This is a genomic window from Arthrobacter sp. FB24 (assembly GCF_000196235.1).
Classification (GTDB): Bacteria; Actinomycetota; Actinomycetes; order Actinomycetales; family Micrococcaceae; genus Arthrobacter.
Genome location: NC_008541.1, coordinates 4,672,695 through 4,698,945 on the forward strand (window position 1 = coordinate 4,672,695; position 26,251 = coordinate 4,698,945).

A 26,251-nucleotide genomic window follows, 5' to 3' on the forward strand; every position below is an offset into this window, starting at 1 on the left:
CCTCGAAAGGAATACTCATTGGACACCCCGCTCAACCTCGTCAACGTCACGCTCGAGTACCCGGACGGAGACGCCACCCTCAAGGCACTGGACCAGGTCAGTCTCGCCGTCGGCGCAGGGGACTTCCTAGCCCTCGTGGGCCCCTCAGGGTCCGGGAAGTCATCCCTGCTGGCAGTCTCCGCTGCGCTCATCCGGCCCACGTCCGGCGCTGCGACAATCGACGGCGAGGTGATCACCGGCCTCCGGGACGCTGAGCTGACAGCCCTGCGCCGGGAGAAGATCGGCATCATCTTCCAGCAACCCAACCTCCTGCCGTCACTGACTGCGGCCGAACAGCTCGTACTGGCGGACCACCTGCGCGGGAAACCCTTGGCGGCCGCCCGCAGGCGCGCGGCCGAGCTCCTGGACGTCGTCGGACTCGGTACAGTCCGGGACAAACGCCCTCACCAGTTGTCGGGTGGTCAGCGCCAACGCGTCAACATTGCACGGGCCTTAATGGGCCGGCCCAAGGTACTGCTGGTGGACGAACCGACGGCGGCGCTGGACCACGAGCGAAGCGCCGGCATTGTCCGGCTGCTGCGCGAGGTCACCGACGAATTCAATGTGGCCACGGTGATGGTCACGCACGACACAGAATTCGTGTCACTGACGGATGCCGTGGCCACCATGCGGGACGGGCGGATCCGTTCCCTTCAGCCCTCAGGCAGTGCCCCGTCGCGGGCTTCATCATAGGCATCCCGGGCGTTCAGGATGCTGGGAACGTTGGACTCCGCCCATTCCCGGAGGACAGTGAGAGGGCCCAGCAGCGACAACCCCAAATCGGTCAGCTGGTAGTCCACCCGGGGAGGGACCTGGGCGTATACCGTCCGGGTGATCAGCCCGTCGCGTTCCAGCGCTCTTAGGGTCTGCGTCAGGACCTTGGGCGTGATCACGTGGACGTGCTTGCGCAATTCGGAGAAGCGGACGGGGCCGTCGGACAGCACCTGGACCACCAGCGACGCCCATTTGTCGCCGATTCGCTGGAACACAACCCTGGACGGGCACCGCGGATCCATGATGTCCGCACCTGGCGTGGCCTCGCGCGTAAGGGTATCCATTCGGTACCTCGTTTCTTCTAAGCCTCTAGGTATCCTAGAGATACTGTGAATTCCTACGATACCCAATACGAGGAGCGGCATGAAAATCGCAGTGTATGGTGCCACCGGGATGGTGGGCGGCCAGATCGTCAAAGAATCGTTGCGGCGGGGCCACGACGTCACGGCCATTTCGCGGACTGGCGCGGCGGTACCCGGCGCCACCGCGTGCCGGGCGGAACTGGCGGACGTACACACGTTTACCAGCGTTGCCAGGGATCACGACGCCGTTGTGCTGGCCACGGTGCCCAGCCGCACGGGCGGGGATCACGGCGAATGGCTGGCTGCGATGAAGGCGGCCTTCGGCAGCGCCGGCACAACGCGACTGCTGGTGGTGGGCGGAGCGGGGGCTCTCGAAATCAACGGCGTGCGCCTGTGCGATTCCCCCGACTTCCCCGAGCCCTACCGTCCCGAAGCCCGCAGCATGGCCGCCGCTTACGATGAGATCCGCTCAGCCCCGGAGGCCCTCAACTGGACCATGCTGGCGCCCGCCCCCGTGATGCAGCCGGGGGCCCGGAGCGGTAAGTACGTCACGGCCGACAATTCGCCTGCGGGGCGGTCCATCACCACCCAGGACTTCGCCGTAGCCATGCTGGACGAGCTGGAGAAACCGTCCCACGTCCGCGCCCGTTTCACGGTGGCGAACCCTGAAGCAAACACGGACGCCGTCGCCGCGGCCCAACCCGTGTCCTGATTGCCTGATTCCGGAATCCGCAGCCTCAAAAACGGAGCGGGGGGACCTTCAGGCCGAATATGTCCTTGAGGGCATACCTTGCCGCATGGAAGCCGGGCATGCCGGTGACACCGGGCCCGGGAGGTGTGGACGAGGAGCACAGGTACACGCCTGCCAGGGGCGTTCGCCAGGGCACGGGACTGATCACCGGCCGCTGGATCAATCCGCGGAGATCCATAAGCCCGGCCGCAAAGTCCCCTCCTACGTAATTCTGGTTGTATTCCGCCAGCCCGGCAGCCGTGGTCACATGGACCTGGACCACGAGGTCCCGGAAGCCCGGCGCAAAACGTTCCAGCTGGGCCGTCACCGCCTCCGCCATATTCACCGTTGAACCTGACGGAACATGACAATACGTCCACAGGATGTGCCGTCCGTACGGAGCGCGGGAATCGTCAAACCGTGACGGTTGGGACACCAGGACGTAAGGCCGTTCCGGATGCTTCCCGGAAGCCACCTGGTTCTCGGCCTCGGCCATCTCTGCGCGTGTGCCGCCCACGTGGACAGTTCCGGCGTCGGCCAATCCGGCCGCCTCCCACGGGACAGGTCCGGACAGGATGAAATCCACCTTGCAGGCGGCATTTCCAAAGCGGAACGACTCCAGCGACCGGCGGTATCCGGCCGGCAAGTTATCCCCGGCGAGCCTGACCAGCGCGGGCGGCGCGATGTCCAGGAGGGTCGCCCTGGCCGGCGGCAGCTCCGCCAGGGATTCGATCCGCCGTCCGGTTTCCACTGTCCCGCCATGGGCTTCGATGTCCCGCACCATGGCGCGGGCGATGGATGCGGACCCGCCCACGGGGATCGGCCAGCCCTGCGCGTGTGCCAACGTCCCGAGCATCAGGCCGGCCCCTGCCGGTGCCAGCGACGGCAGCCGCCCCACCGAGTGTGCTGCGACGCCGGTCAGCAGGGCGGGCACAAGCTCGTCGCTGAACCTGGCGTTCCATGCCGCAGAGCCCTGCTCCAGTGTCCGCACGCCGAAAAGCACGGCGGCAACGGGATCGCGCGGGATCCGCAGGAGCTGGTTAAGCGTGAAGTCGGCAATGCCGTCCGCCCGGCGCACGAGGGGTGCCATCAGCCGCTTGTAAGCGGGCCCATCCGGTCCGAGTCCTGCGGCAGTGCGGTCCAGGGAACGGTAGGCCAAGGCAGCCCGGCCGCCGTCCAGAGGTGATCCGAAGGAAAGCTCCGGAGTGACGAGGTCAATCCGGCGGGACAGCTCGAAGGCTTGGAAGAACGGCGAGACAAGGGCCATCGGCTGGACGGCCGAACAAATGTCGTGCAGGTGGCCGGGCTGCATGAGTTCCGAGGTCCGCAGACCGCCCCCGGCGGTCTCCGCGGCTTCGAACACGTGCACCTTGAGGCCTGCCCTGGCCATGGTCACGGCAGCGGCAAGTCCGTTCGGCCCCGAACCTACGACGGTGACCTCAGGCATTGCCGGCCGTCCGCCGCCAGGGGAGTGCCGACGCCGCCGGGTCTGCCGGATTCAGGCGCAACCAGTCGCGCGCGCCGTCGAACGGGCCTCCCTGCGGATCGTCCACCGAGTGGCGGCGGACCACATCGTGGCCGGGGTCACGGATATCCCAGGCCACACGGGCCATCAGGTAGGCCGTTGCGATCATGTGCAGACCCACGGCCAATACGTAATACGGCATGTCGATATTGTGCTGCGTCGGGCCGCCGCTGGTCACCTGTCCCAGGTACATCCACACGGCCGCCCAGTGCAGCCCTTCGATGCCCTGCCAGATCAGGAAGTCACGCCAGCGCGGACGGGCCAGGGCCAGCAGCGGAATCAGCCAGATGACGAACTGGGGTGAGTACACCTTGTTGGTCAGGATAAACGCTGCGACGATCAGGAACGCCAGTTGCGCCAGGCGGGGCCTGCGGGGGGCCGTCAGGGCCAGGACGGCGATGAGAACGCAGCTGATGAGGAACAGATTGAGGGCCAGGGTGTTGATGGCTTCGGGCCCCAGGGGCAGCCACTGCAGGCGCCCGGCCACGAGGTTGTACGCAAACCAGGGTGAGCTGTAACCGGCCGGGCGGTCTTCCGTGAATTGGTAGAAGTACTTCCAGCCCGAGGGGTTCATTGCAGCGATGGGGACGTTGACGGCGAGCCAGGCAGCGACGGCGGCCGCTGCGGTGACCAGCAGCGGCCGGATTTTTCCTGTCCTCAGGGCAAGCAGGAGGATCGCACCGAAGACCAGTAGGGGATACAGCTTGGTGGCCGTTCCCAGGCCAATGAAGACGCCGGCCAGCACTAGCCGTTCGCGGGAAAAGAAATACATGCCGACGGCGAGCAGGCCCACCGCCCACATGTCCCAGTTGATCACTCCGGCGAGGATGATTCCGGGGGCCACCGCAACCATGGCGGCATCCCAGGGCCGGCGCCCGCTCATGCGCGCCGTGGCAAGGACCGTGACAATCCACACGGCGGCGATGAGGGTGGCGTTGACGTCGAAGTAGCCAAGAATGCGGGCGTCAGTGGCGCCCTGTCCGGGCACCAGCATGGCCGTCAGTCCCGCGATGATGCCCATCAGGACCGGATATTCGAAGAAACTGCCTTCACTGAAGAAGGGAAAGGTGCCCTCGCCGAGTCCCCGGTTGCGGAAGAGTTCCGGGAAATCGGAGTAGCAGGTGGAATAGAACTGGCCCGGCGACTCCCAGCCGTTCACCCGGCAGTAGTTCTTGACCATGATGCTTGCCAGGGCTGCCAGCACGGTGAGGATAATGAGGACGCGTTCAACGGTGAAGAATCCCGGCGAGACGATGCCCGGTGCGGCCCGCCGTCCCATCGGTCCGCCGATCAGCTCGGTGAAGTTCCTGAGCAGGAGATCACTTCGGCTGGGGATAACCAGGCGGGACCGTTTTCGGTGCGCCGGCGGCATTGTCTCCTGCATTCCTCGAGCTTACCGTCGCTCCTGCGGGATCCGGCCCCGGTATACAGCTGCTCCGGCAAACAAAAAGCCCACGCGTGGCCGCGTGGGCTTTTTGAGCATGGATATGGGTCGTCGCCATCGGGTCCTCCTGGATATTTCCGTTCCCGACTGCAGCACGGGAGCTCAAGAAACAGGGCCTTGGCCTCAGCGGATGATGCCGCCCATCTGGTGCAGTACGACGTAGACGTCTTCGCGGTTCTGGTCCAGAAGCTGGCCGTTGAACAGCGTCTTGTTCTTCAGAGCCGGCTGCCAGCCAAAGCGCAGGACGCTTCGGAGTATTTTCAGCATGGTTACCTCCTCCCGTGATGTTGCTCGGCGGCGCCGGCCATGATCGGCCTGCGCGGTGGCAGTGGCGTTGATGCTCACGTTGAATCCTTTGATGATTGATTGCGCCCGAAATTGGGCATGACAATTAAGGCCAATTAATTGCTTGAATTAATGGCGGAAATTAGGGCATAGGAATGCCCGGTGGATATGCCCGGACATAAAGACCGAGGCAATTGATGGATTTCGCCAGGCGAAGGTTGGCCCCTGGATACAGCTGCGCCGCAGTCCCCAACAAGAAGCTGGGTTCCGAACTATGGGGTGTTGCGCAACCGAATGGGCCCGCGTAGACGGCTGACTGCCAGGCAGCTTCCCTGATGGGAAGCCGGTTAACTCAATTCCGGCCCGGGGGCCGGAATCTGCAGGTCAGGAGGCAGTCAGTCCGTGAAGTGGGCGCGAGGCAGCAGCAAAGGCCGGGAAGGCGGTGATGGTCATCTTCCATCCGCTAGTCAAAGTAATCATTTTCCCAACCTCCTTTTCTGCTATGCCGCGGCCCAGTTGACTACTGGACAGCGGGCGCCGGTGACCCTGGCAAAGCGCACTGGAGTCAGGAATAAAATTACACTATCTTCAGGGGTCTTGACTACTGAATTTGGAAGATTCCCCGAATATTTATAAATCGTCTTTATAGTCCCCAGCGGACGATTGCGGGAGTCTTCTTATCCCATCCGAGGGTGCAGACTTTCGCGGTCCCCAGGATGAAATGCCGGCCCTCGTGCGGGTCCAGTCCCAACCAGCGCGCAGTCAGGATCCTGGAGAAGTGTCCGTGGGCCACTATGAGCACGTTGTCCAGGCCGGATTCCAGCACACGTGCCACAATCTTGTCCGCCCGGGCAGCCACTTCCTCCAGGGCTTCCCCGTTGGGCACGCCATGGGTCCAGATCAGGTACTCCGGGTTATCCTTCCGGATCAGGTCGGAGCTGATTCCTTCGTAATCGCCGTAGTTCCATTCCACCGCGAGGGGTTCCTGTTCGGCGTCGGGGAATCCCGCCAGTTCCGCCGTGCGGCGTGCCCGCCGCAGCGGCGAGGTCAGCACCAGGTCGAAGTCGACGGCGTCAAGCACTTTGCGTGCCTCCACGGACTGCTGCTCGCCCTCTACCGTCAAGGGCAGGTCGGTGAGTCCGGTGTACTGGCCGCTCTTGGACCATTCGGTTTCGCCGTGGCGCAGGATCCAGAGCTGGGGGCGGGCAGTGCTGTTGAGTGAAACCACTTATGACTCCTCGGTAGTGGAAAGTTCGACGCCGGCGGCCGGCTGGTGTTCGGCGGCCTCGGGCTGGTCCGCCCACCACTCGCGCAACCTGGCCTCTGCCACAACAGGATCGAGCGGGCCGTGCTCCATCCGCTGTTCAAGCAGGAACTTGTATGCCTTGCCCACCACGGGCCCCGGCTTCAGCCCCAGCAGGGCCATGATCTGGCCGCCGTCCAGGTCCGGCCGTACCGCTTCCAGCGATTCCTGCTCACGCAGTGCGGCGATGCGCGCCTCAAGGTCGTCATAGGCAAAGGACAGCCGGTCCGCCTTGCGCTGGTTCCGGGTGGTCACGTCTGACCGGGTCAGCCGGTGCAGGCGCTCCAGGAGCGGCCCTGCGTCCGTAACGTACCGGCGGACCGCGGAGTCGCTCCAGCCGGCCTCCCCGTAACCGTAGAAGCGCATGTGCAGCTCGACGAGCCGTGCCACTGCCTTGATGGTGTCGTTGTCGAAGCGGAGGGCCTTCATCCGTTTCTTGGTCAGTTTGGAACCCACCATGTCGTGGTGGCGGAAGCTCACCGCGCCGCCCGGTTCAAAACGGCGCGTAGCCGGCTTGCCGACGTCGTGCATGAGGGCCGCAAACCGCAGCACAAAATCGGGGCCGGGCACTGCGCCGTCGGAATCTGTCTCCAAGGAAGCGGCCTGCTCCAGCACCTGGAGGGAGTGCTGGTAGACATCCTTGTGCCGGTGGTGTTCGTCCGCCTCCAGGCGCAGGGCGGACACTTCCGGCAGGACGAATTCGGCCAGGCCGGTGTCCACGAGGAGGTCGATGCCCACGCGGGGGTGGGCTCCGCAGATGAGCTTCACCAGTTCCTCGCGGACACGCTCCGCGGAAATGATGCTGATCCGTTCCGCCATCTGCGACATTGCGTGCTTGACGTCCCCGCGGACCGCCACGCCGAGCTGGGCGGCAAAGCGGGCCGCCCGCATCATGCGCAGGGGGTCATCGGAAAAGGACGTCTCCGGTGCACCGGGCGTGGCCAGCACGGAGGCGTGGAGGTCGCGCACACCGCCGAAGGGGTCGATCAGTTCCATTGAGGGCAGCCGCAGCGCCATGGCATTGATCGTGAAGTCCCGGCGAAGCAGGTCATCGGTCAGCGAGGACCCAAACGCCACCATGGGCTTCCGCGACTCCGGATCGTACGCCTCGGCGCGATAGGTGGTGATTTCAATCTGGAAACCGGACTTCCGCATTCCGATGGTGCCGAACGCCTTGCCGATCTCCCAGAAGTTGTCCGCCCACTTCCGTATCAGTGCCAGAGTCTGGTCCGGCGTGGCGTCCGTGGTGAAGTCGAGATCAGGGGAGCGCCTGCCCAGGAACAGGTCACGTACGGGCCCGCCCACCAGCGACAGTTCATACCCGGCGTCGACGAAGCGCTGCCCGAGCTCCAGGACCACCGGGTCCACCTGGAAATCGACGGTGTGCGGGTCGGACTTTTGATGTGCGTGCGCCATAGTTACTTAAGCTTGTCAGAAAACCACGCCAACAAGCACCAATCGGACCCGCCTAACCGCGCCGTTACACCGCAGGTTCGGGAATCCGCGTCATACGCAGTCCACTTTCTTGTCATGTTCCGGTCATCACCAACGGGCAAGAGTCGTTAGAGTGGACTTCATGGCCCATCCCGTACCGAGTGCTCCTGGCAGGAGGACAAACCCACCGTTGCCGTCGGCAATCGGTGCCCATGTCGCGCCCGCCCAGCACCCCGGGCCGGCCTCGCTGCCCACGGTCGAGGAAATCTCCGCCGGCGGCGTAGTCGTTGACACGTCCGACGGCGAACTGAGGGTCGCGATCATCGCCCGCCTTAACCGCGGCGGACGCCTCGAATGGTGCCTGCCGAAGGGCCACCCGGAGGGCAAGGAAAAGAACGAGGAAGCGGCAGTCCGCGAGATCGCCGAGGAAACCGGCATCAGCGGCGACATCCTGGCCCCGCTGGGGAGCATCGACTACTGGTTCACCGTCAGCGGCCACCGCGTCCACAAGACCGTCCATCACTACCTGCTCCGGGCCACGGGCGGCGAGCTGACCATCGAAAACGATCCCGACCAGGAAGCTGTGGACGTCGCCTGGGTGCCCATCCAGGAACTTGCCCGCAAGCTGTCCTTCCCTAATGAGCGCCGTATTGCCGACCTCGCCAGAGAAGTCCTGCCGGAACACCTCTGAGGTCCCGTGACTGATTCCATGAAGCGCCGCCCACGTGCCTAAATGCGCACCTTTGAGACGATGAAGGCCATGTCAGCAGCCAATCCAGCTTCCCCCGAATCCGGCTCCGCCGATTCCCAGGCCGAATCAAGGACTGTCCAACACGGAGAGGCCCGTTCCAGCGCCATCATGGCCGCCGGGACCCTGGTCTCCCGCTTCCTGGGCTTCGGCAAGACCTGGATGCTTGGAGCGGCCCTGGGCCTGGGCTCCACGGTCAATGACACTTTCATCAACGCCAACAACCTGCCGAACCTGATCTTCCTGCTGGTGGCCGGCGGCGTGTTCAACGCCGTCCTGGTGCCCCAGATCATCAAGGCCAGCAAGGCGCCGGACAGGGGAGCGGACTACATCAGCCGCCTGCTGACGCTGGCTGTGGTGGTGCTTCTCAGCCTGACTTTGCTGGTCACCCTGCTGGCTCCGTGGGTCATCGAGCTGACCACGCAGGGCTACTCGGCCGAACAGAAATCCCTCGCCGTCTCCTTCGCGTTCTGGTGCCTGCCCCAGATTTTCTTCTACGGCCTCTACGCCCTCCTGACGCAGGTGCTGAACGCCAACGGGGCATTCGGCCCGGCAATGTGGGCACCCATCCTGAACAACGTTGTGGCCATCGCCGGCCTGGGCATGTTCATCTGGATCCTCGGCGCCAACGTCACCAATCCGCACACCCTGGACAACTGGGGACCCACCCAGACCTTCCTCATAGCCGGCTTCTCCACCATCGGCGTGGTGGCCCAGACAGCCATCCTGCTGATCCCGGTGTTCCGCCTCCGCCTGGGTCTCCGGCCCAGGTTCGGCTGGCGCGGGGTCGGCCTGGGGCAGGCCGCGAAGCTGAGCGTCTGGACGCTCCTCACTGCCGCCGTCGGGCAGCTCGCCTTCCTTTACGTCATGCGCATTGCCACGATTCCGGGTACGGAGCGGCTCCGCCTCGAGCGCGCGGGGGACCTCACCGCCGCGGCCACCCTGCCCGGCAACGCCGTACTGGAGGTGGCCAGCCAGCTGTACCTGCTGCCGCACTCCATCATCGCCCTCTCGCTCGCCACAGTGCTGTTCAACCGCATGACCCGGGCTTCCCAGGACGGAGACCGGGCAGGGCTCCGGGACGCGCTCTCCCACGGGCTTCGCACCATGGCGGTGGCCACGGTCTTCGGGGCGCTGGCGCTGTTTGCACTGGCCGGTCCGCTGGGCATGTTCTTCTCCGGCGGCAAGGTGCAGGACGGCGTAATGCTCGCCCAGACCCTGACCATCCTGGCCCTGAGCACACCGTTCATGAGCGCCAACTTCATGATGTCCAGGGTCTTCTACGCGAATGAGGACGCCCGTACGCCGTTCTACATCCAACTGGTTCTGGCAATCGTCAATGTGGTGGCCGCCTTTGCCATCCAGTTCCTGCCTTATGACCGAATCATCTTCGCCATTGCCATCCTCTACACGGGCGGAAACATCCTTTCCGTGGTTGTGAGCTCGTTCTTCCTCCGCCGCCTCCTGGGGCACCTGGACGGCCCCCGGATCGCCAATTCATACATCCGGATGGGATATGCAGCGCTGGGTTCCGCGCTGGCCGGCGCCGGCGCCCTGTGGCTGATGGGGAGCTACAGTGCCGACGGCTTCGCCTGGAGCGGCAGGATCCAGGCCCTGGTGACCATCGTCGTCGTCGGGCCCGTGATGCTCGTGGCGTACCTCTTCCTGCTGAAACTTTTCCGCGTCACGGAACTGCGCGACCTGCTGCAGCCGCTGCTCGGCCGCCTGGGCCGGGGGGCCGCCCCCGCCGCCGAACCGGCGGAGCCTGCCCCGGGCTCCCCGGCCGGCACCCCCTCCGCCCCGCAACGAACGACGCCGGAGCGCGCCACTGTCTCGGTGGACACCGGCCTGATCCCGAGAATATCCGGCGAATTCGACGCTGCGTCGTTCCGTGCGGGACCGCAGGTTGACGACCCGGCGGCGCATCCCGATGTGCAGCAGAGCGGTTCCCCGGGCGAATACCTGCCGGCCGAGGAAGTGCCCAACACCGCGAGGGGCGGCATCCTGCGGGAGGAAATCCCGTTGCCGGGCCGCCGCACCTTCCAGGGCACGGCCGGCCGCAACCCGCACTTCAGCAGGCGGTCAGAGAGTCGGCGCAGGAAGAAAAGGTGACACCGCCTCGGGTCCACCGAGCCTGTCTCACACGGCCGTAACGCACCATCGGCTAGGATCAGAAGCTAATTAGGGTAGTAGTTACAGACCAGAAATTAACCGGCTAACCGGCGTATCCGCTTTCGCATGATTGAGGCGCGGTTCCCCGGACAGTCTAGGAGGAACCCGTGTCCCACCCGATCGATGTTGGATCAGTGCTCGGCGGCCGCTACAAGGTCACCGCCACCGTATTGACCTCACACGACCATGATCTGGTGCTGGATGGCGTTGACCAGGTCCTCAACCGGCCGGTAAGCATCCTCGTTGCGGGTCCGGACAATGCGGAGCAGGTGGCCCAGAGCGCCCGCGAGGTTGCCACCGGGGAGCGGCCCGGAAATGTGCAGATCCTGGACCTTGGCGTCAGCGATTCCACCACCTACCTGATCACCAACCACACTACGGCTGCCGATCTCCTGGACCTTGTGGTTGCCTCCAACCCGCCCTACGTGGAGCCCTTCTTTACGGACACCCTGGGCAGTGAAATCTTCGGACAGGCACGGTCGCACGAACCGGAAACGTATGACGGCCAGTACGACGAAGAAGAGGTCGAGGCCGGCTACATCAACTACGGCAACAACCAGCCGGCCGCCCAGGACCGCAAGCAGTCGTCCCCGCCGGTGGTCCCCCCTGTCGTTCCGCCACGTGCCGCACCGGTGCGACCGGCGGCGGCCCCCTCTGTTGGTTCCTCCGGCTCCGATGCAGGCGCTGCGCGTACCGGCGGGGCACGCGGAACAGGCGCCGGAGTCGCAGGGTCGGGCGCCGGAGTCGCAGGTGCGGCGGGGCTTGCGGCCGGAGCCGCGGCTGCGGCCAAGGAGTCCAACGCCCCTTCCACGGCACCCCAGGCCACCACGCCGCAGCGCGCTGTTCCCACCGGGAGTCGCAATACCGAAGCCATCAACACACAGGCTCCCGCTACGGATTCTCCCAAAGTGTCCCTCTGGGAGAACAGCGACTACGACTACCCGGAAGGGGAGGCACCCTCCACCGGCCCCGCCAGGACTGCCCGGGAGCGCATGGCAGCCACCTTCCCGGCATTCGCCGGCGGCGGCGGCCGCGATGAAACAGACGAATACTACGACGACGAAGAGCCTCCCGAGCGCGAGCCGCGGTCAATGCGCTGGCTTGTGGGCGGGCTGCTGGCCGCTGTGTTGGTGGTCGGACTGATCTTTGCAGTCTCCAACCTGGGAAGCCTGTTTAAGAGCGAACCCCAGAGCAATCCTGCACCGGGAACCTCCAGCAATGCATCCCAGCCCCAGACGTCCGAGGCTCCGACAGCCAGCGGGTCCTCAGCGCCGGTGGCAGGTCCGCCGGCCGTCGAGGGCGTCTCCCGCCTGGGTACCTTCGATTTTGCCGCCACCTACGACGGCGACCTTTCAAAGACATTCGATGGCAACGGGGCAAGCTACTGGTCTGACATGGAATTCGCCACGGACAACTGGGGCGGGCTTGCCCCGGATGTTTCCCTGGTCGTGAAGCTGAAGAGCCCCTCGAAAGTCTCCTCCATTACTCTCAGCCAGCTGGGCGGCAGCGGCGGTAACATCAGCGTCCTGACGAATGACCGGCCCTCGCTGGAAGGCGCCAAGCAGGTGGGAACCAACAGCTTTACCTCACCGGACCTGACCATGCCGCTCCCGGAGCCGGTCACGGCACAGTACGTGATCGTGTCCATCAAGAATCTCCCCAAGCTGGCTGCGCCGAAGACCCGCTTCGGCTACGGTCTCCGCCTCGCTGAGATCAAGGTTCAGTAGCTTCCCTGACATCTGGCAGGAGCGGGCCCGAAGTACCTCAGTGGCCCGGTAACACGGTGTCTCCCGGCCCGGCAAGACGGTACCCTGAGTGGTGGCGTCTTGTTGGTCTGCCTCCATGCCCGGAATATTCAGGATCAACAATGGGTTGTGCCATGTGGCCGGCCAGCAACAGCAGGCGCATCGACAAAGGAAGAGGTTCACCGTTCAGTGAGCACCGCAGAAAACACCGCGTCCCAGGTACGTGATGTCATCATCGTCGGCTCCGGCCCTGCAGGCTACACGGCTGCAGTTTATACGGCGCGAGCCAACCTGAAGCCACTGCTCCTTGCCGGTTCCGTCACTGCCGGCGGCGAACTGATGAACACCACCGACGTGGAAAACTACCCTGGATTCCCTGAAGGCATCATGGGTCCCGACCTCATGGAGAACTTCGAAAAGCAGGCTGCACGCTTCGGCACGGAGATCCAGTTCGAGGATGTCACTGCTTTGGATCTCGACGGCGACATCAAGACAGTCACCATCGCCACGGGGGAGACCTTCCAGGCCCGCGCCATTATCCTGTCCACCGGATCGGCATACCGCGAACTCGGCCTTCCCAATGAAAAGCGACTGTCAGGCCACGGCGTTAGCTGGTGTGCAACCTGCGATGGTTTCTTCTTCAAGGACCAGGACATCGCCGTTATCGGCGGTGGAGACTCCGCCATGGAAGAGGCATTGTTCCTCACCAAGTTCGCTAAGTCCGTCACAGTAGTGCACCGCCGGGATTCCCTCAGGGCGTCCAAGATCATGGGCGACCGTGCGCAGGCGCACGAGAAGATCAAGTTCGTGTGGAACACAGGCGTCGAGGACGTCCTCGGCGGGGACAAGGTCACCGGCCTGAGGCTGAAGAACCTCGTTGACGGCACCGAGTCTGAACTGGCTGTGACGGGCGTTTTCGTGGCCATCGGAAACGATCCCCGCACCGAGCTCATCAAAGACACTCTCGAGCTCACGCCCGAGGGCACCATTGCCGTTGACGGCCGCAGTTCCAGGACGAGCGTTAAGGGTGTATTCGCCGCCGGCGACGTCGTGGACCCCACGTACCGCCAGGCCATCACCGCCTCCGGCTCGGGCTGCGTGGCAGCTATCGACGTCGAGCACTACCTCGCAGACATCCACGCTTAAACAGCGCACCATTGATCCGAAGGGAAACAACAAGGTAATGAGCAACGCAAAAGACGTAACGGACGCAAGTTTCAGCACGGATGTACTCTCGGCCGACAAGCCGGTCATCGTCGACTTCTGGGCTGAGTGGTGCGGTCCCTGCCGCAAGCTGGGCCCCATCCTGGACGAGATCTCCGTTGAGTACAGCGAGAAGGTCAATGTAGTCAAGGTTAACGTTGACGACAACCCGGCAATCGCTGCCGAGTACGGCATCACCTCCATTCCGGCCGTCTACCTGTTCCAGGGCGGCGAGGTGAAGAACACGGTCATCGGCGCCAAGCCGAAGCAGTTCTTCGAGAAGGAATTCGCTGACGTCCTATCCTAGTAGCCGGACAACTTTGGGCGGACCTCACGCTGCCCGGGATTCCGGATAGCCATTGGCGGTGGCTGGCACTCACTCAAGGGTGCCAGCCACCGCTTTCGCGTTTAAGGGTCGGCAGTACGGGCCGGGAACGCGGTACCTCCAGGTGATGCCGAAATAAAACTCATATCGGCTGCTTAATAGCCGTATTTCCGCTCAAGGCCGTTCCCGCCGGCGGCACTAGGCGGACCTGAATAGGGGTAGGCTGAATTGGCCCCACACTCCGGCGTTCAAGACTCTGACACGTGATGAGTTGGCTAACGCCAGGTCAACGCTAGACCAAACCCGAACAGTCACGTTTAGTGCGAGCATGAGTCCACAAGGGGCGCAGCGCGAGGGACTGGTACTGACGAGGAACCGAGGGGCGTTCCGAAGGTATAGGGGAGACGACGTCGGGCAGGTAGTCGGGGCTATGACTGGTACGGCCCCCGACCTGCGGCGCTGGTTCATCGTTCACCGCAGCAGCGAACCTCGATGCCTGGCGGTGCCACAACCGGTTAGTCGAAGCGAAACTCATTCCCGGGGTGGGTGCTGTTTCACGTGAAACATTGGAGTGTCGATTCCCGCTCTTAGTCCGGTCTATTTCGGTGGATGAGGCGCCTGCCGCCGTGGCTGGAAGCCGGCGGTACAAAACAATCGCTTCGAGGTCCGATTCAAGAAGAATCCAAACGTGTTTCGAGAACATCAGGCTGTCGGAAAACCTGACGAGCGAGGCCAGCCGTTCAGTCCCAAGCCCAGTCTCAGACTGGCGTTGTTTCACGTGAAACGTTCAGGGGACCAAGTGGTGCCGACCCCTGACTCCGCTGCCGCACTGGTTTGGAGGGAGCCAAGTTCTCCACCGTCGGATGGAAGGGGAGGGTTCCAACTTGGCAAGCACAGGCGCCAGAATCACAGCAGCTTGGGCGCCGCACGGAGCAAATGCCTTGGACGGCGTTGCGGTCGATACCGGCAATTCATGGAATACGGAATATGCCGCCACGATGCCTGCTGCGGAGGCCATCCCGTCCGACTTCAAGTCGAGCGAGGTCAGCCCAACGGGGCAGGCTTACCCTTCGTTGACTCAAAGAGGCGACCATGGGCGACGCAACCCGCCCCGGCTCTCGTGCCGCCCAGCGAACATATCATTCCGACCCCAGTAGCCCCCGGGGGAGGAATTCCAATCATTTGGAAGCTCGGAATGGTCTTCGCCCCGGAATTTGCCGTTCAAAGCCCCTAGGGAAGCGCTGGCGACTGAATAAATGCAGAGAACTGGTCGAAAATGACACGTCCGGTGGGGGCACCCAAGTAGATGCTTTCCCTCCGCGGACAGCTACTTCCGACCAGTTCCCGTTTGGGGTGACCACGGACCTTGGGAGTATGACTGAATCACCAAGCATTATTCCAAGCTCTGATGCAGACGGGGTGGGTGTGGGGCGGTCGGTCCCTGAGCCGCAATGCGTACAAGACCCGCCATCTCCGTTTCCGTTAGCAGCCCAGAACAGAAGTTGCCATCGGTGCCCTGCGCTCGGCATGTCAGGCAGCCATCCGCCGCCTCATGGCGGGCAGCATCGAGGGTCAGCTGTTTCACGTGAAACATTGCCGTCCCCGTTGCAGCGGTCAAACCCGAGGTCTTCGACGGCAAGGCAGACCTACTGACCGCGGACGCTTGGCAAACTCAACACTTCCCCCGGGGAAGGACATTGGCCCACTCCAATCTCTAGGAGGGATCCCCGGAACTACGTTCATGGACAGGTGTCACAACAACACCAGAACTGGACTGCAACTGCGTGGTCGGGGCCCGGCCGGAGCCCGACAGATCCAGGGCAGGAACGTTCGCACCGGCAGCCGCGTGTCGATATGTACGTCGTCCTACTTGCTTCCTCCAAACAACCTGAGACTTCCGCTTCTGCGACTACAGAGCGGCGCAAATGACCTTGCCGGCGGGGGACCGGAAGCCGCCCGAACTGAGGTAGTCCGGTTCACAGCAACTCGAGCTTCAAGGAACCGTCGCCTATGGACCTACAACCCGAGGGTCCGCTAGCAGACGCGCCCTGTACACCGTCATGTTTCACGTGAAACATGACGCGCATCAATGGACTCGTTTGCCCAGTTAGCCACCCCGTCAACCTGGAACGAATGAGCGCAAAACTAGGACTGGGACCGGCGCAGTCCGGTATGCGATATGCACAGCGCCGCCCTGCCGAACGCCTGCGTCCTGAACACCACCTGTCTACCTGGTAGCCAACCCTTAGTTGTCACTGAATATCCGACGGCGGGACTGACCCTGCAGGCAAACCACGACTGGACCAAAGGAACGAGGGATGTGGATAAGTGCTCCGCCGGAATGGCACCGCAGCTCGAGTTGCGTGGGCCAACGTCGGCGGAGCATCCTTCTCTTCATGACCGAAGAACAAGGGAGAACCAAGAACCAAGGTCTGCGCCAGGACCCACGCATCCGTAGCCGCCGCAGTATCCGCATCAGGTGCCATCACCCACCTAACCCAGAGTCCCGACGGCGGTTGCCGACAGTCCGATCCGCAATCCGGGTCGACGTCGCACCGCCAATGTCCATGGCGTAAGTCACGAGACGCCACTCGAGCCGCCAAGTCAACGTGTGCCACGGGCTGGCAGGTGGACAAGGCTAGCAGTTCCCATCAGGAGAGCTGCCCACCAGGAGCTCAAACACATGCACTGCCCGCCGGACCTATTCCGTTCAAAGCGACTGCACACTCCTGAGCCTTCCCTGCAGCCCTCCTCGGGGGAGAGCCCGGACGAAAACAGTCATGACCGGACGCCAAGAGATGCCCTCTACATCTTCCACGCACCTTGCCCTGGCGGTCATGGCCTTTGGTACGCTGTGAACCCCATGCCAATACGGCCGGCGCAGAATGAGCCGCGGTCCTAAGGCCCGACGCTTCCGCAGCACTCATGGATACCGCTTCAGCCACCTTCTGTGGAGCCGGGATGGCACAGGCACAGAACGTCCGAACCTTGGCCCCGCGGCATCACCCCACGTAGGCGCAATTTCCCTAACGGGAGAGACAGGCCCGGCGCGACGACTCATTTGTTTGGGTAGTCCCGAAATGGTCTGAGCTCGGGAGCCTGCGACCGATCCGACCACCCATGAGGAACTCAAGGGGCCTGCGACAGCATGGGAAGCCAGGCCCGTTTGACTATGTACGGCTGCTCTTAGGGCCACCGGAGTTGCTTCCATAACCAAACAGCGCGTACGCGAGAGCGGTAACGCCACCGTCCTAGCGGCTTAGCGTAATGGCGCCATGCACTAGCTGTTCCAGTAACGACGGGCGTCGACCACATGCCCACTAGCTCTTCACCGCCCCCTCGACCGAGCGTACGGCCTGGTTCGATTCCGCGCCGTCCGGTCACCCACGTCCGCCCTCGCTGGACGGCTTGGGAGAGCCTTGCCGATTCCGGCGGCACTTGACGGCTTCATGATTCTGATTCCAAGCGTCCGCGGCAAGACGGTGTCTAGTCTCCTGGAACGGGTTTGAAGATCAGTTGTCCCCACCGCTTCCCTCTTTCTCCACAGAAGTTATCCACAGGTTTGTCCACACGGATCCAGGTTGTCCCCTACTCGTGACTTTGGACATAGCTTTGTACCGAGTCGGCAGAAGTCCTAACGTGGCTTGCGTCACCTTCTGTGTCCTATGGGAATTGGAAAGACTACGCCCTTCCGGGGCATCTGCAATCATCATTAATTGAGCTGTTTTTAGCTGATTTCCGCAGGATTACACGCACTGCAGGGGGTCTCGCTAACGACAAGCAGTGTTTCACGTGAAACGATGCGGCGGCGGCGCTTTCCACCCGGCCTTCATCCGGCCTGCGCACGTCTGGGAGGGGCCGGCGGTGGGGCATTGAACCTCTGCTTATCCCCAAAGTTATCCACAGCGATATCCACCGTGTTATGCACCGTCTTATCCACCGAGGTCGACCATTCTGAATGACGAGAGCTTCCACCTCTGACGTCGTCCAAGACAGAACTGGTGGCGTCATGACCACTTGAAAACTGCCACACCTCGATGCTGGCGGATCCCGAATTCGGATAAGCAACATTCAAGGAAAGATGCAAGTGACCACGCTGCGCCATGGAACTGCCCCGGACTGAGGGTAAAACTTCATCCACCCAACGAAGCTGCCCCCGCATCAGGACCGCGTCCTCCTATGCCAAGTGTCGGCAGGGGAGGGGTTTGGACGACGACGGCAACTAGATCAGACGGGAACTTGATCATGGATACATTTTCCTTGCCACTCCTTCGCTGAAGGGATCAACCGGCACTGCGTCTCCCATGCCAAGGCCATCGGTCAAATGCCGGAGGAACTCATGGACTGGTATCTGTCAGGTTGGTCAATCCCTCGACGCAAACACGAATGGCTTTTGCTATCTCAACCCATCCCGACGCTCACGAGGCTTGGCATCCTGCTCGGGTACGAACACACTCCATGGCCAACCCGAATAGGTGCTCCGGTCTGCCCACTGGTACTCCGGCACCGACAGTTGCTGCGGCTGGTTTGTGCTCCCTACTTAGCTGCGAGCAATACCGGGGAAGCCTGGCAACAGGGCTGCAAGCGATCCCGATCAGGCTTCCTGCGGACTCCTTGTATTCGGGGCCCAGCTGCCATTTCGGTCTCTCACCCCGACGCAGCCACATTACGTACTCACGGGGGAGTACACATTCGGGTGGTGGCTATCGGGCTGTTGACGACGATGGGACCAGGCTGGTCGAGCTGCCTTCCGTCCCGCGCCGCTCTGATCATCACCTGCCAGCTGTCAACCGGGGGCTCAGAGAAGTATGCCAACATCGGACCGGCATTCACGAGTAGGTTTCACGTGAAACAAACCATAGTGTTCAGCGCAACCCTTGCTCGTCTAGGCAGTCTGTCCGACCCTGAAGCGACGAGCGAATCACAGCGTACCCGGCAGCGAGCCGATCAAGGAAGGTTGAGACGGACCGAAGGCTTTGCGACACCGTGCGGTCGGGAAGACCGCCTGGACCAATATGATTGAGATTTCACCATCACGCGGCGGCGGCAACAGGGCTGCCGGCGACCGCGTTCACTAAACAACGAGAGCGTGGGCAGCGACTTTACCTAACCACGGGCGGCCGCATGCCGATACCAGGAGGCATCACTTCATCTAGATCTACCCGGAAAGTAGCGCGGTAGAACTCCCGGCCAGACCACCAGTGCCACGTTCTAAGCCCCGGGGTTTCACGTGAAACATATACACCGTGCCACGGGCGGGGACGCACTCGTGGCGGCGAGACCACCAGGCGCCATGCACCCAACTGCGGACCCTCTGGCACAGTTCCGACTACAACACGAACAGTGGCGCCTGCTCCGCACATTGCCCGTTCGACGCACAGGAAACACCGCCACTCGCCAAGCAGGCCCAAGAACATGAGGCGACCTGCTACCGCGAACATCATGCTCACAAGGCGTCGTGGGGCCCCTGAACCACAATTGCTGCATGGTTGGCATACAGAATATGGCTTCCTCCCGCGAACGCCGTCCAATACCGAAGACAACTTTCAAAACACCGGAACAACAACCACAGCCTCGGTAGAACCGTGCACATACAACAGGCTTGGGAGGGCCTCGTGATAGTCGTAGCGCCTGCCGCTGTGTGCGCACACCACACACAGTATCGGCAGCGTGGCTGCCACAATTGGCAGCGCCAGGCCCTCGCCGCCGAGCGCAAACGGGCCATGTCATGGCAGTGCAGTTGATTCCGCAGTCAGAACTACAGCAACAGCTTCCGTAAGAGCGGCCACGGAGCGCTCTCAGAGGCCCAGTGGCCCAGGCGGTGCCGTCAGGCTCCTCGCGCCCGGCGTACAGCCCCCAGAGCCCCCGGTAGAGCACCACCGCAGGGGCGGCAGCAACGGAGCCTGGGCCTGGCAGCAACTCACACAGAACGCCGTGCGCCGCCAGGGCGGCTTGGGTTGCCCACTCCAATCCTTGCTGCCCGGACTTGAGCGGCTGCCTTTCCTTCGGCTACGTACCCCCGGCAGCGATCCGGCAGCTTCCTAAAGGGTGAACCACAACCTCGAAAGGGTTCGGCAACAGCGTTACCTCCGCCAGCCACAAAAAAGGGGCCTGTTTCACGTGAAACAGGCCCCGAACTTTTGCTATAGAACTAGTTTTCTGACCCCGGGGTCAGAACTTCCATGATCCGGTTCAAGTCCTCCACGCTGGCAAACTCGATGCTCACGCGGCCCTTTCTGGCACCCAACGAGATTTTCACGTTGGTATCGAGCCGATCCGACAGAGAAGACGCGAGATAGTCCAGCCGCTCATGACGGGCACCCGGGCGGGGAACGTTGTTCTTAGCCGGCGTTGCTGGGCTCTGGTAAAGAGTGACAGCTTCTTCAGTTGCACGAACCGACATTCCCTCAGCGACGATCTTCTGGGCAAGACGCTCCATTGCAGCCGCATCGGGCAGGGCCAGCAGTGCGCGTGCGTGGCCAGCGGACAAAACGCTCGCAGCTACCCGGCGCTGCACCAACGGCGGCAGCTTGAGCAGGCGCAGAGTGTTCGACACCTGGGGCCGCGAGCGGCCAATGCGGTCGGCAAGTTGTTCATGCGTCGTACCGAAGTCCTCGAGCAACTGCTGGTACGCGGCCGCCTCTTCCAGAGGGTTCAGCTGGCTGCGGTGCAGGTTTTCGAGAAGTGCATCCCGAAGCAGGTCATCGTCAGTGGTATCCCTGACAATGGCAGGGATAGTTTCCAGCCCCGCGGCCTGTACTGCCCGCCAACGGCGTTCACCCATGACCAGCTCAAAGGGTTCGCCACCCTTTTCGGTTGAAGTACGGACAACAATTGGCTGGAGAACGCCTATTTCCCGGACGGAGTGGATGAGCTCCGCCATGTCGTCTTCATCGAAGACGGAACGCGGCTGTTTCCGGTTGGGATGGATGTCGCCAACCGGAATCTCCGCGAACCTGACCCCGGGGACTTCCACCAGTTCCGGCCCGGCGTCGGCGACTGCAGCTGCTGAAGCCGAAGTGTCGGCATTCCCCTCAGGCTTTTCGGTAGCGGTCTTCTTGGCGGGGGCTGACTTGGCCGCAGTTTTTCGAACAGGGGCTTTCGAATCAGGCGACGGCGTAACGCCGGGGGACTCACTGGGGGCCGGGGACACTGAAGGAGCTGCGTCGTCCTCGACGGGAATCACCGCGACTGGAGTAGCCGTCTTCCTGGCCTCCGGAAAAAACAGATCCACCGGACGCGAAGGTGCTGCGCCGTTGCCGGATGCGTTAGCCGGAGCGGAACTTGGAATGAGTGCGCCAAGACCGCGACCGAGGCCGCGTCGCTTATCGCTCATGGATAAATCCCTCCAATGGAAGAGCCCGGCAGATCCGGCTCTGGCTAGTGCAATTGTTGAAAATTCTAACGTTCAGCGATTTCCGCTGCGGCTTCCAGATAGGAGAGTGCACCGCTGGAGGACGGATCGTAGGTCATCACAGTCTGCTGGTAACTGGGCGCCTCGGAGATCCTGACTGACCGCGGCACCACAGCACCGAGAACCTGTTCAGGGAAGTGTTCACGGACCTCGGCAGCTACCTGCGCGGCAAGGTTCGTTCGACCGTCGTACATGGTGAGGAGGATGGTGGAGACGACCAGATCAGCGTTGAGGTGCTTCTGGATCATTTCGATGTTCTTCAGCAGCTGGCTGAGACCTTCCAGGGCGTAGTACTCGCACTGGATGGGAATCAGGACCTCACTTGCGGCACAGAAGGCATTGACTGTCAGAAGGCCCAAGCTGGGCGGGCAGTCAATGAAGATGTAGTCGAGACGTGCCTCGCCGGCCTTTTGGCGCTCCTTGGCGTAGACGTCAATCGCACGGCGGAGTCGCTGTTCCCTAGCGACCAACGAGACAAGTTCAATTTCCGCGCCGGCCAGGTGAATGGTGGCGGGTGCACAGATCAGGTTCGCAATGTCCGGGCACTGGGCTACAACGTCTTTGAGGGGTACATCGTTGATCAGGACATCATAGATACTGTCCACGTCTGCGTGGTGCTCAATGCCAAGGGCGGTAGAGGCGTTGCCCTGGGGATCAATGTCGATGACGAGGACGTTCAGTCCGGCTGCAGCGAGTGCGGCTGCAATGTTGACGGTGGTGGTGGTCTTGCCAACCCCGCCCTTTTGGTTCGAGACGGTGAAGACACGGGTCTTCTCCGGCTTCGGGAGCTGCCGGCCGATCAGCCGCTCGCGCCGTTTATTTTCGTGGGCCAATTCACGGGCGATGGGGCTCGAGTCATCAATGGAGTCCATGATGTTTCCGCTGACCGATCCGGAAGTTTCACGTGAAACTGCGGTGGACTTGGAACGGCTTGCAACCGAATTCAGATGATTCCACGAGTCAGTCGGCGCAATCGAGGGCGCGACCATGGCCCGTGCGGACCCCAGGGACACGAACGGGGGTATCCGCTGTGTGGAGGCTTCGCTACTGGTCACTGTGACACACTCACTCTCATTCGGCTTTTTCTGCCGTTCACTAGCCTAACCGCTTCCCCCAAAAGACCCGCGGCACCGGGCCAGCTGCTAGGCAATCTTTTGCGACTTATTAACGATGATGCGGACTACAGTGGTGGGTTCCTCGAGGAGGTCTTCCCCAACAACCACCACGGAGGTCTGAACGCCGCCGAGCTTGCGGATGGCTTTGGCAGCCTTCTCAATCTCTTCACCGGCGCTGCGTCCCTTGATGGCAACGACCTCACCCTTGCCCCCGAGCAGGGGGATGGTTAGCCCGGCCAGGTTGGACAATGCAGACACAGCCCGGGCCGTGACCACATCGGCATTCACCATACCGACGGCCAGTTCAGCCCGGGTTCGCATCACCGTGACGTTGGTCAGTCCGAGGTCGTCCACGACCTCCTGCAGCCAGATGACGCGGCGTTCCAGCGGCTCAATCAGCGTCAGTTCAAGGTCAGGGCGCGCAATTGCCAGGCACAGCCCGGGCAATCCGGCGCCGCTCCCGACATCCGCGACGTGGCTTCCCCGGGCAATCTCGCGCTCAATGACGGCGCAATTCAGAACGTGGCGGCTCCAAAGCCGCGGGACTTCGCGGGGTCCGATCAGCCCACGCTCAGTTCCGGAGGTGGCCAGGTGCTCCACATAGCGCTCGGCCAGTTCCAGGCGGTCACCAAAGATGGCCTCGGCCGCCTTGAGTTCCGCGGCAGTAATGTCAACCATGGTCAGTGTCCCGGCGTCTTCAGTCTGCGGAGACAACGATGTGCCTCCCGGCACCTTCGCCTTCAGATTCGCTAACGAACCCGAGATCGGCCACAGCGTCGTGGACGATCTTCCGCTCGTAGGCGCTCATCGGCTCCAGCGCCACAGCGTTTCCGGATTCCTTGACGGAGGCCACGGCGTCCTCTGCAATCTTCTGCAGGTGGCCGGCGCGCTCCTGCCGGTAGCCGTTGATGTCCAGCACCAGGCGCGAGCGGTTCTCCGTGGCTGACAGGACCGACAGACGGGTCAGCTCCTGCAGGGCTTCCAGCACTTCACCGTCGCGGCCAACAAGGCTTTCGAGCCCCGCTGATTCTTCCTCGGCCACGATGGAAATATAGGTCCGACCGTTCCGGACCTCGATATCGATGTCGCCGTCGATGTCGGCGATGTCCAGCAGTTCCTCGAGGTAGTCGGCTGCGACGTCGCCCTCTTCTTCCAGCCGGCTCGCAGAAGAGCCCTTGCCCTCGTCCTGGATCTCATCCTGGGCGTCGTCCTGGTCTTCAATGGCCTCGCCGGAAACGGCGTTTTCGGTGCTATCGACAGACATTACTTCTTCTTCCTGTTCTTACGTTGTGGCTGGATGCGCTGGCCCTTGGCCTCGGCAACCGCGGCAGCGGCGGCAGCTTCAGCCTCGACGTCGGCCTTCTTGCCTCCCAGGATGGGCAGGGCCGGAAGGCCCTTGGCGGCACGGCGTTCGGCGAGGGCCTTGGCGGCGGGGGATCCCGGCGTCGGCATGCGGCGGATAACGAAGAACTGCTGTGCCATGGTCCAGAGGTTGGTGGTGGTCCAGTAGATGAGGACACCGATGGGGAAGTTAATGCCACCCACGCCGAAGACGACCGGCAGGATGTAGAGCATCATCTTCTGCTGGCGCATGAACGGGCTGGCCATGGCCTCTTCGGACATGTTCTTGGCCATGATCTGCTTCTGCGTGATGAACTGCGAGGCCGTCATGGCAAGGATCATCACGATCGAGAGGATCCAGACTGCGGTCTGGTTGCCGGCGCCGCCGTGCAGCAGGGAAGCCGAAAGCGTGGCCCCGAAGATGCTGGAATCGTCGAACTGCACCACCTGCTCGTGGCTCATTGCCCCGATACCGGCACCCTTGGTCCGGGCGGCCGTGATGCCGGAGAGCACCTGGAACAGTGCGAAGAAGAACGGCATCTGGATCAGCATGGGCAGGCAGGCCGAGAACGGGTTGGTCCCGTGCTTCTTGTACATGGCCATCTGTTCCTGCGCCATGGCCTGGCGGGACAGCTGGTCGGTCTTTCCCTTGTACTTGTCCTGCAGTTTCTTCAGGTCCGGCTGCAGGAGCTGCATACCGCGCTGGGCCTTGATCTGCTTGACGAAAACGGGAATCAGGGCGGCACGGATGACCAGCACCAGCCCGATGATGGACAACGTCCACGTCCAGCCGTTGGCAGCCGGCAGGCCCACGGCACTCAGGCCTTCATGGAAGCCCACCATGATGACTGACACCAGCCACTTGAACGGAAACATAATTGTTTCAAAGAAGTCCATACGATATCCCTATTCGTTAGGCCGCAGTGCGGCCTTCTCCATCAGACTGTGCAGCCAGGTACTTGTCCGGGTTGTTCAGTACAACAATTGTGGGGGTCTGGTTTTCAGGCCAGTGGCGATGACCGGCGGGGACATGGTCCACACCGCCGGCATTCCAAGGATGGCAGCGAACCAGGCGCCGGGCCGCAAGCCAGCTTCCCTTGACGGCGCCATGGACCGTGATTGCTTCGAGGGCGTACGCCGAGCACGAAGGAAAGAAGCGGCAGACCTGGCCGTACAAGGGCGAAATCACCTTGCGGTAGGTCATCAGCAGCAGAATAAGAAAGTTGCGGGGCAGGTTCCAGAGCGTCCTGCCCACCAGGACGGCAGCGGGTTTCAAGAAGCGGACGACGGCGGCAATCGAGTTACGCACGCGGTGTCCCTTCCTGTCTTGTTTCCCGTGAAACCACTGAAGCGGCCCGAGGGAGGCGGCCGCCCAGCCGTTTCATGGTCGTTTCCAGAGCGGCGTTGTAGTCTGCCAGCAGTTGGTCCCAGCTGGCAGCCGCGGCCGCAGGCAGTGCCCGGACCACAATGGCGAACCCGGTACCGTACTGCTGCAACGACAAAGCACCGGCTTCCCTCAGTCTCCTCTTAACGAGGTTCCTGACAACAGCGTTCCCGACACTCTTGGAAACGATGAATCCGATCCGGCTTGGTTCGTCAGCAGCAATAGCTACCGTATATAACACTACGTTCCGGCGTCCATTGCGGACGCCGGAACGTACAGTTGTTGAAAAATCGGTTGATGTCCTCAGACGGTTCCTGGTGGCTAGCACCGTTAAACTCGCAAAGGGATGGTGACCGACGAGTCAGTGTATTTAGGCCGACAGTTCGGTGCGGCCCTTGCCACGACGGGCTGCCAGGATGGCACGGCCGGCACGGGTACGCATACGAAGGCGGAAGCCGTGCTTCTTGGCTCGACGGCGGTTATTCGGCTGAAAAGTCCGCTTGCTCACGTTAGTTACTCCAGTGGATCAAAGGTGCGCCCACCCGATCAAAAAGGGGAAGAACTGGCCGACGCTAAGTTTTGTATATGCACGCTGCCCTCGGCTCGTAGGACGCAGAACGTCAGAGAGATTCAAATGAGGTCGAAAAGCGGACACAAAGGACTTCACAACGTTAGGCCAGGAAGCGTCGCGTAGTCAAACCGGACTGGTCTTCACCACCCTGCGGCTGCTGTGGTTAACCTCTGCCCACAGCCTGTGGATGAAGTGGCTCACAGGGCACGTTTTCGAACCACAACGGTGTAATTATCCACAAGGCTGCACCCAGCTATCTTCTAGGCTTTTCATCCCCTAGAGTGGCTCAGTAGCCGATTATCCACGCTCTGTGCATAACCCTGTGGATTAAGCCGGAACCAGACCCCTGGTTCAGGACTTGTGGCTGCAGGTAATGCAGGCAAGCAAGTTTGAGGAA

At 62.5% G+C, this 26,251-nt stretch carries 21 protein-coding genes; 7 read left to right on the top strand and 14 right to left on the bottom strand.

Going from position 1 to position 26,251, the window contains the following annotated elements:
- Window positions 1-18: 18 nt before the first annotated feature.
- Window positions 19-732 (top strand): ABC transporter ATP-binding protein, encoded by a 714-nt coding sequence (locus ARTH_RS21055; protein WP_011693971.1) that lies wholly within the window; start codon window positions 19-21, stop codon window positions 730-732.
- On the opposite strand, the gene ARTH_RS21060 is transcribed toward ARTH_RS21055, so the two are convergent.
- Window positions 693-1,097: a winged helix-turn-helix transcriptional regulator gene (locus tag ARTH_RS21060; RefSeq protein WP_011693972.1), complete on the bottom strand. Its 405-nt coding sequence runs from the start codon at window positions 1,095-1,097 to the stop codon at window positions 693-695. The genes ARTH_RS21055 and ARTH_RS21060 overlap by 40 nt on opposite strands.
- Window positions 1,098-1,176: 79 nt before the next feature.
- Between ARTH_RS21060 and ARTH_RS21065 the strand changes: the two genes are divergently transcribed.
- Window positions 1,177-1,827 carry an NAD(P)-dependent oxidoreductase gene (locus ARTH_RS21065; RefSeq protein ID WP_011693973.1) on the top strand — a complete coding sequence of 217 codons (651 nt, stop codon included), beginning with the start codon at window positions 1,177-1,179 and terminating at the stop codon, window positions 1,825-1,827.
- Window positions 1,828-1,852: 25 nt separating this feature from the next.
- On the opposite strand, the gene ARTH_RS21070 is transcribed toward ARTH_RS21065, so the two are convergent.
- The 5 genes from ARTH_RS21070 to ARTH_RS21090 form a co-directional block, all read right to left on the bottom strand.
- A complete protein-coding gene (locus ARTH_RS21070; protein ID WP_011693974.1) occupies window positions 1,853-3,292 on the bottom strand; it encodes a phytoene desaturase family protein in 1,440 nt (479 codons plus the stop codon).
- A complete protein-coding gene (locus ARTH_RS21075) occupies window positions 3,285-4,754 on the bottom strand; it encodes a glycosyltransferase family 87 protein (RefSeq protein WP_011693975.1) in 1,470 nt (489 codons plus the stop codon). Before ARTH_RS21075 ends, ARTH_RS21070 begins: the two co-directional genes overlap by 8 nt.
- 183 nt (window positions 4,755-4,937) lie before the next feature.
- Window positions 4,938-5,159, bottom strand: coding sequence for a hypothetical protein (locus ARTH_RS21080; RefSeq protein WP_011693976.1), 222 nt, complete (start codon window positions 5,157-5,159; stop codon window positions 4,938-4,940).
- A 583-nt stretch (window positions 5,160-5,742) separates the two neighbouring features.
- Complete coding sequence (locus ARTH_RS21085) at window positions 5,743-6,327, bottom strand: histidine phosphatase family protein (RefSeq protein WP_011693977.1); 585 nt, start codon at window positions 6,325-6,327, stop codon at window positions 5,743-5,745.
- The gene (locus tag ARTH_RS21090) at window positions 6,328-7,818 is read right to left on the bottom strand and encodes a CCA tRNA nucleotidyltransferase (RefSeq protein ID WP_011693978.1); all 1,491 of its coding nucleotides are present in this window, start codon (window positions 7,816-7,818) and stop codon (window positions 6,328-6,330) included.
- A 160-nt stretch (window positions 7,819-7,978) separates the two neighbouring features.
- Here ARTH_RS21090 and ARTH_RS21095 point away from each other — a divergent pair, with 160 nt between their 5' ends.
- The 5 genes from ARTH_RS21095 to trxA all read left to right on the top strand — a co-directional run bounded on the left by ARTH_RS21095 (window position 7,979) and on the right by trxA (window position 14,011).
- Entirely contained in the window at window positions 7,979-8,527 is a 549-nt protein-coding gene (locus tag ARTH_RS21095; RefSeq protein WP_011693979.1) for an NUDIX hydrolase, read from the top strand.
- Between the two features lie 69 nt (window positions 8,528-8,596).
- Window positions 8,597-10,696, top strand: coding sequence for a murein biosynthesis integral membrane protein MurJ (gene murJ / locus ARTH_RS21100; protein ID WP_052309828.1), 2,100 nt, complete (start codon window positions 8,597-8,599; stop codon window positions 10,694-10,696).
- Window positions 10,697-10,863: 167 nt separating this feature from the next.
- Window positions 10,864-12,483, top strand: a complete 1,620-nt coding sequence (locus tag ARTH_RS21105; protein ID WP_011693981.1) for an ABC transporter substrate-binding protein — start codon at window positions 10,864-10,866, stop codon at window positions 12,481-12,483.
- A gap of 207 nt (window positions 12,484-12,690) precedes the next feature.
- Window positions 12,691-13,647 (top strand): thioredoxin-disulfide reductase, encoded by a 957-nt coding sequence (trxB, locus tag ARTH_RS21110; protein ID WP_011693982.1) that lies wholly within the window; start codon window positions 12,691-12,693, stop codon window positions 13,645-13,647.
- A gap of 37 nt (window positions 13,648-13,684) precedes the next feature.
- Window positions 13,685-14,011 (top strand): thioredoxin, encoded by a 327-nt coding sequence (trxA, locus tag ARTH_RS21115; RefSeq protein ID WP_011693983.1) that lies wholly within the window; start codon window positions 13,685-13,687, stop codon window positions 14,009-14,011.
- A gap of 6,169 nt (window positions 14,012-20,180) precedes the next feature.
- Here trxA and ARTH_RS21120 read toward each other — a convergent pair.
- The 8 genes from ARTH_RS21120 to rpmH form a co-directional block, all read right to left on the bottom strand.
- A complete protein-coding gene (locus ARTH_RS21120; RefSeq protein ID WP_011693986.1) occupies window positions 20,181-21,365 on the bottom strand; it encodes a ParB/RepB/Spo0J family partition protein in 1,185 nt (394 codons plus the stop codon).
- A gap of 65 nt (window positions 21,366-21,430) precedes the next feature.
- Window positions 21,431-22,498: a ParA family protein gene (locus tag ARTH_RS21125; RefSeq protein ID WP_011693987.1), complete on the bottom strand. Its 1,068-nt coding sequence runs from the start codon at window positions 22,496-22,498 to the stop codon at window positions 21,431-21,433.
- An 87-nt stretch (window positions 22,499-22,585) separates the two neighbouring features.
- Entirely contained in the window at window positions 22,586-23,236 is a 651-nt protein-coding gene (gene rsmG / locus ARTH_RS21130; protein WP_043430154.1) for a 16S rRNA (guanine(527)-N(7))-methyltransferase RsmG, read from the bottom strand.
- Between the two features lie 19 nt (window positions 23,237-23,255).
- Window positions 23,256-23,822: a Jag family protein gene (locus tag ARTH_RS21135; protein ID WP_011693989.1), complete on the bottom strand. Its 567-nt coding sequence runs from the start codon at window positions 23,820-23,822 to the stop codon at window positions 23,256-23,258.
- The gene (gene yidC, locus ARTH_RS21140; RefSeq protein ID WP_011693990.1) at window positions 23,822-24,796 is read right to left on the bottom strand and encodes a membrane protein insertase YidC; all 975 of its coding nucleotides are present in this window, start codon (window positions 24,794-24,796) and stop codon (window positions 23,822-23,824) included. Before yidC ends, ARTH_RS21135 begins: the two co-directional genes overlap by 1 nt.
- A 16-nt stretch (window positions 24,797-24,812) precedes the next feature.
- Window positions 24,813-25,208, bottom strand: coding sequence for a membrane protein insertion efficiency factor YidD (yidD, locus tag ARTH_RS21145; protein ID WP_011693991.1), 396 nt, complete (start codon window positions 25,206-25,208; stop codon window positions 24,813-24,815).
- Complete coding sequence (gene rnpA / locus ARTH_RS21150) at window positions 25,201-25,611, bottom strand: ribonuclease P protein component (protein WP_011693992.1); 411 nt, start codon at window positions 25,609-25,611, stop codon at window positions 25,201-25,203. Before rnpA ends, yidD begins: the two co-directional genes overlap by 8 nt.
- A 42-nt stretch (window positions 25,612-25,653) precedes the next feature.
- Window positions 25,654-25,791 carry a 50S ribosomal protein L34 gene (rpmH, locus tag ARTH_RS23625; protein WP_003800212.1) on the bottom strand — a complete coding sequence of 46 codons (138 nt, stop codon included), beginning with the start codon at window positions 25,789-25,791 and terminating at the stop codon, window positions 25,654-25,656.
- Window positions 25,792-26,251: the final 460 nt, after the last annotated feature.

What these genes read in the sequence shown, in the direction of transcription:
- ARTH_RS21075 (WP_011693975.1), bottom strand. Translation starts at nt 4,754, where the DNA reads ATGCAGGAGACAATGCCGCCGGCGCACCGAAAACGGTCCCGCCTGGTT.
- murJ (WP_052309828.1), top strand. Translation starts at nt 8,597, where the DNA reads ATGTCAGCAGCCAATCCAGCTTCCCCCGAATCCGGCTCCGCCGATTCC.
- ARTH_RS21060 (WP_011693972.1), bottom strand. Translation starts at nt 1,097, where the DNA reads ATGGATACCCTTACGCGCGAGGCCACGCCAGGTGCGGACATCATGGAT.
- yidC (WP_011693990.1), bottom strand. Translation starts at nt 24,796, where the DNA reads ATGGACTTCTTTGAAACAATTATGTTTCCGTTCAAGTGGCTGGTGTCA.
- ARTH_RS21135 (WP_011693989.1), bottom strand. Translation starts at nt 23,822, where the DNA reads ATGTCTGTCGATAGCACCGAAAACGCCGTTTCCGGCGAGGCCATTGAA.
- ARTH_RS21065 (WP_011693973.1), top strand. Translation starts at nt 1,177, where the DNA reads ATGAAAATCGCAGTGTATGGTGCCACCGGGATGGTGGGCGGCCAGATC.
- ARTH_RS21090 (WP_011693978.1), bottom strand. Translation starts at nt 7,818, where the DNA reads ATGGCGCACGCACATCAAAAGTCCGACCCGCACACCGTCGATTTCCAG.
- ARTH_RS21120 (WP_011693986.1), bottom strand. Translation starts at nt 21,365, where the DNA reads ATGAGCGATAAGCGACGCGGCCTCGGTCGCGGTCTTGGCGCACTCATT.
- trxA (WP_011693983.1), top strand. Translation starts at nt 13,685, where the DNA reads ATGAGCAACGCAAAAGACGTAACGGACGCAAGTTTCAGCACGGATGTA.
- ARTH_RS21095 (WP_011693979.1), top strand. Translation starts at nt 7,979, where the DNA reads ATGGCCCATCCCGTACCGAGTGCTCCTGGCAGGAGGACAAACCCACCG.
- rsmG (WP_043430154.1), bottom strand. Translation starts at nt 23,236, where the DNA reads ATGGTTGACATTACTGCCGCGGAACTCAAGGCGGCCGAGGCCATCTTT.
- ARTH_RS21070 (WP_011693974.1), bottom strand. Translation starts at nt 3,292, where the DNA reads ATGCCTGAGGTCACCGTCGTAGGTTCGGGGCCGAACGGACTTGCCGCT.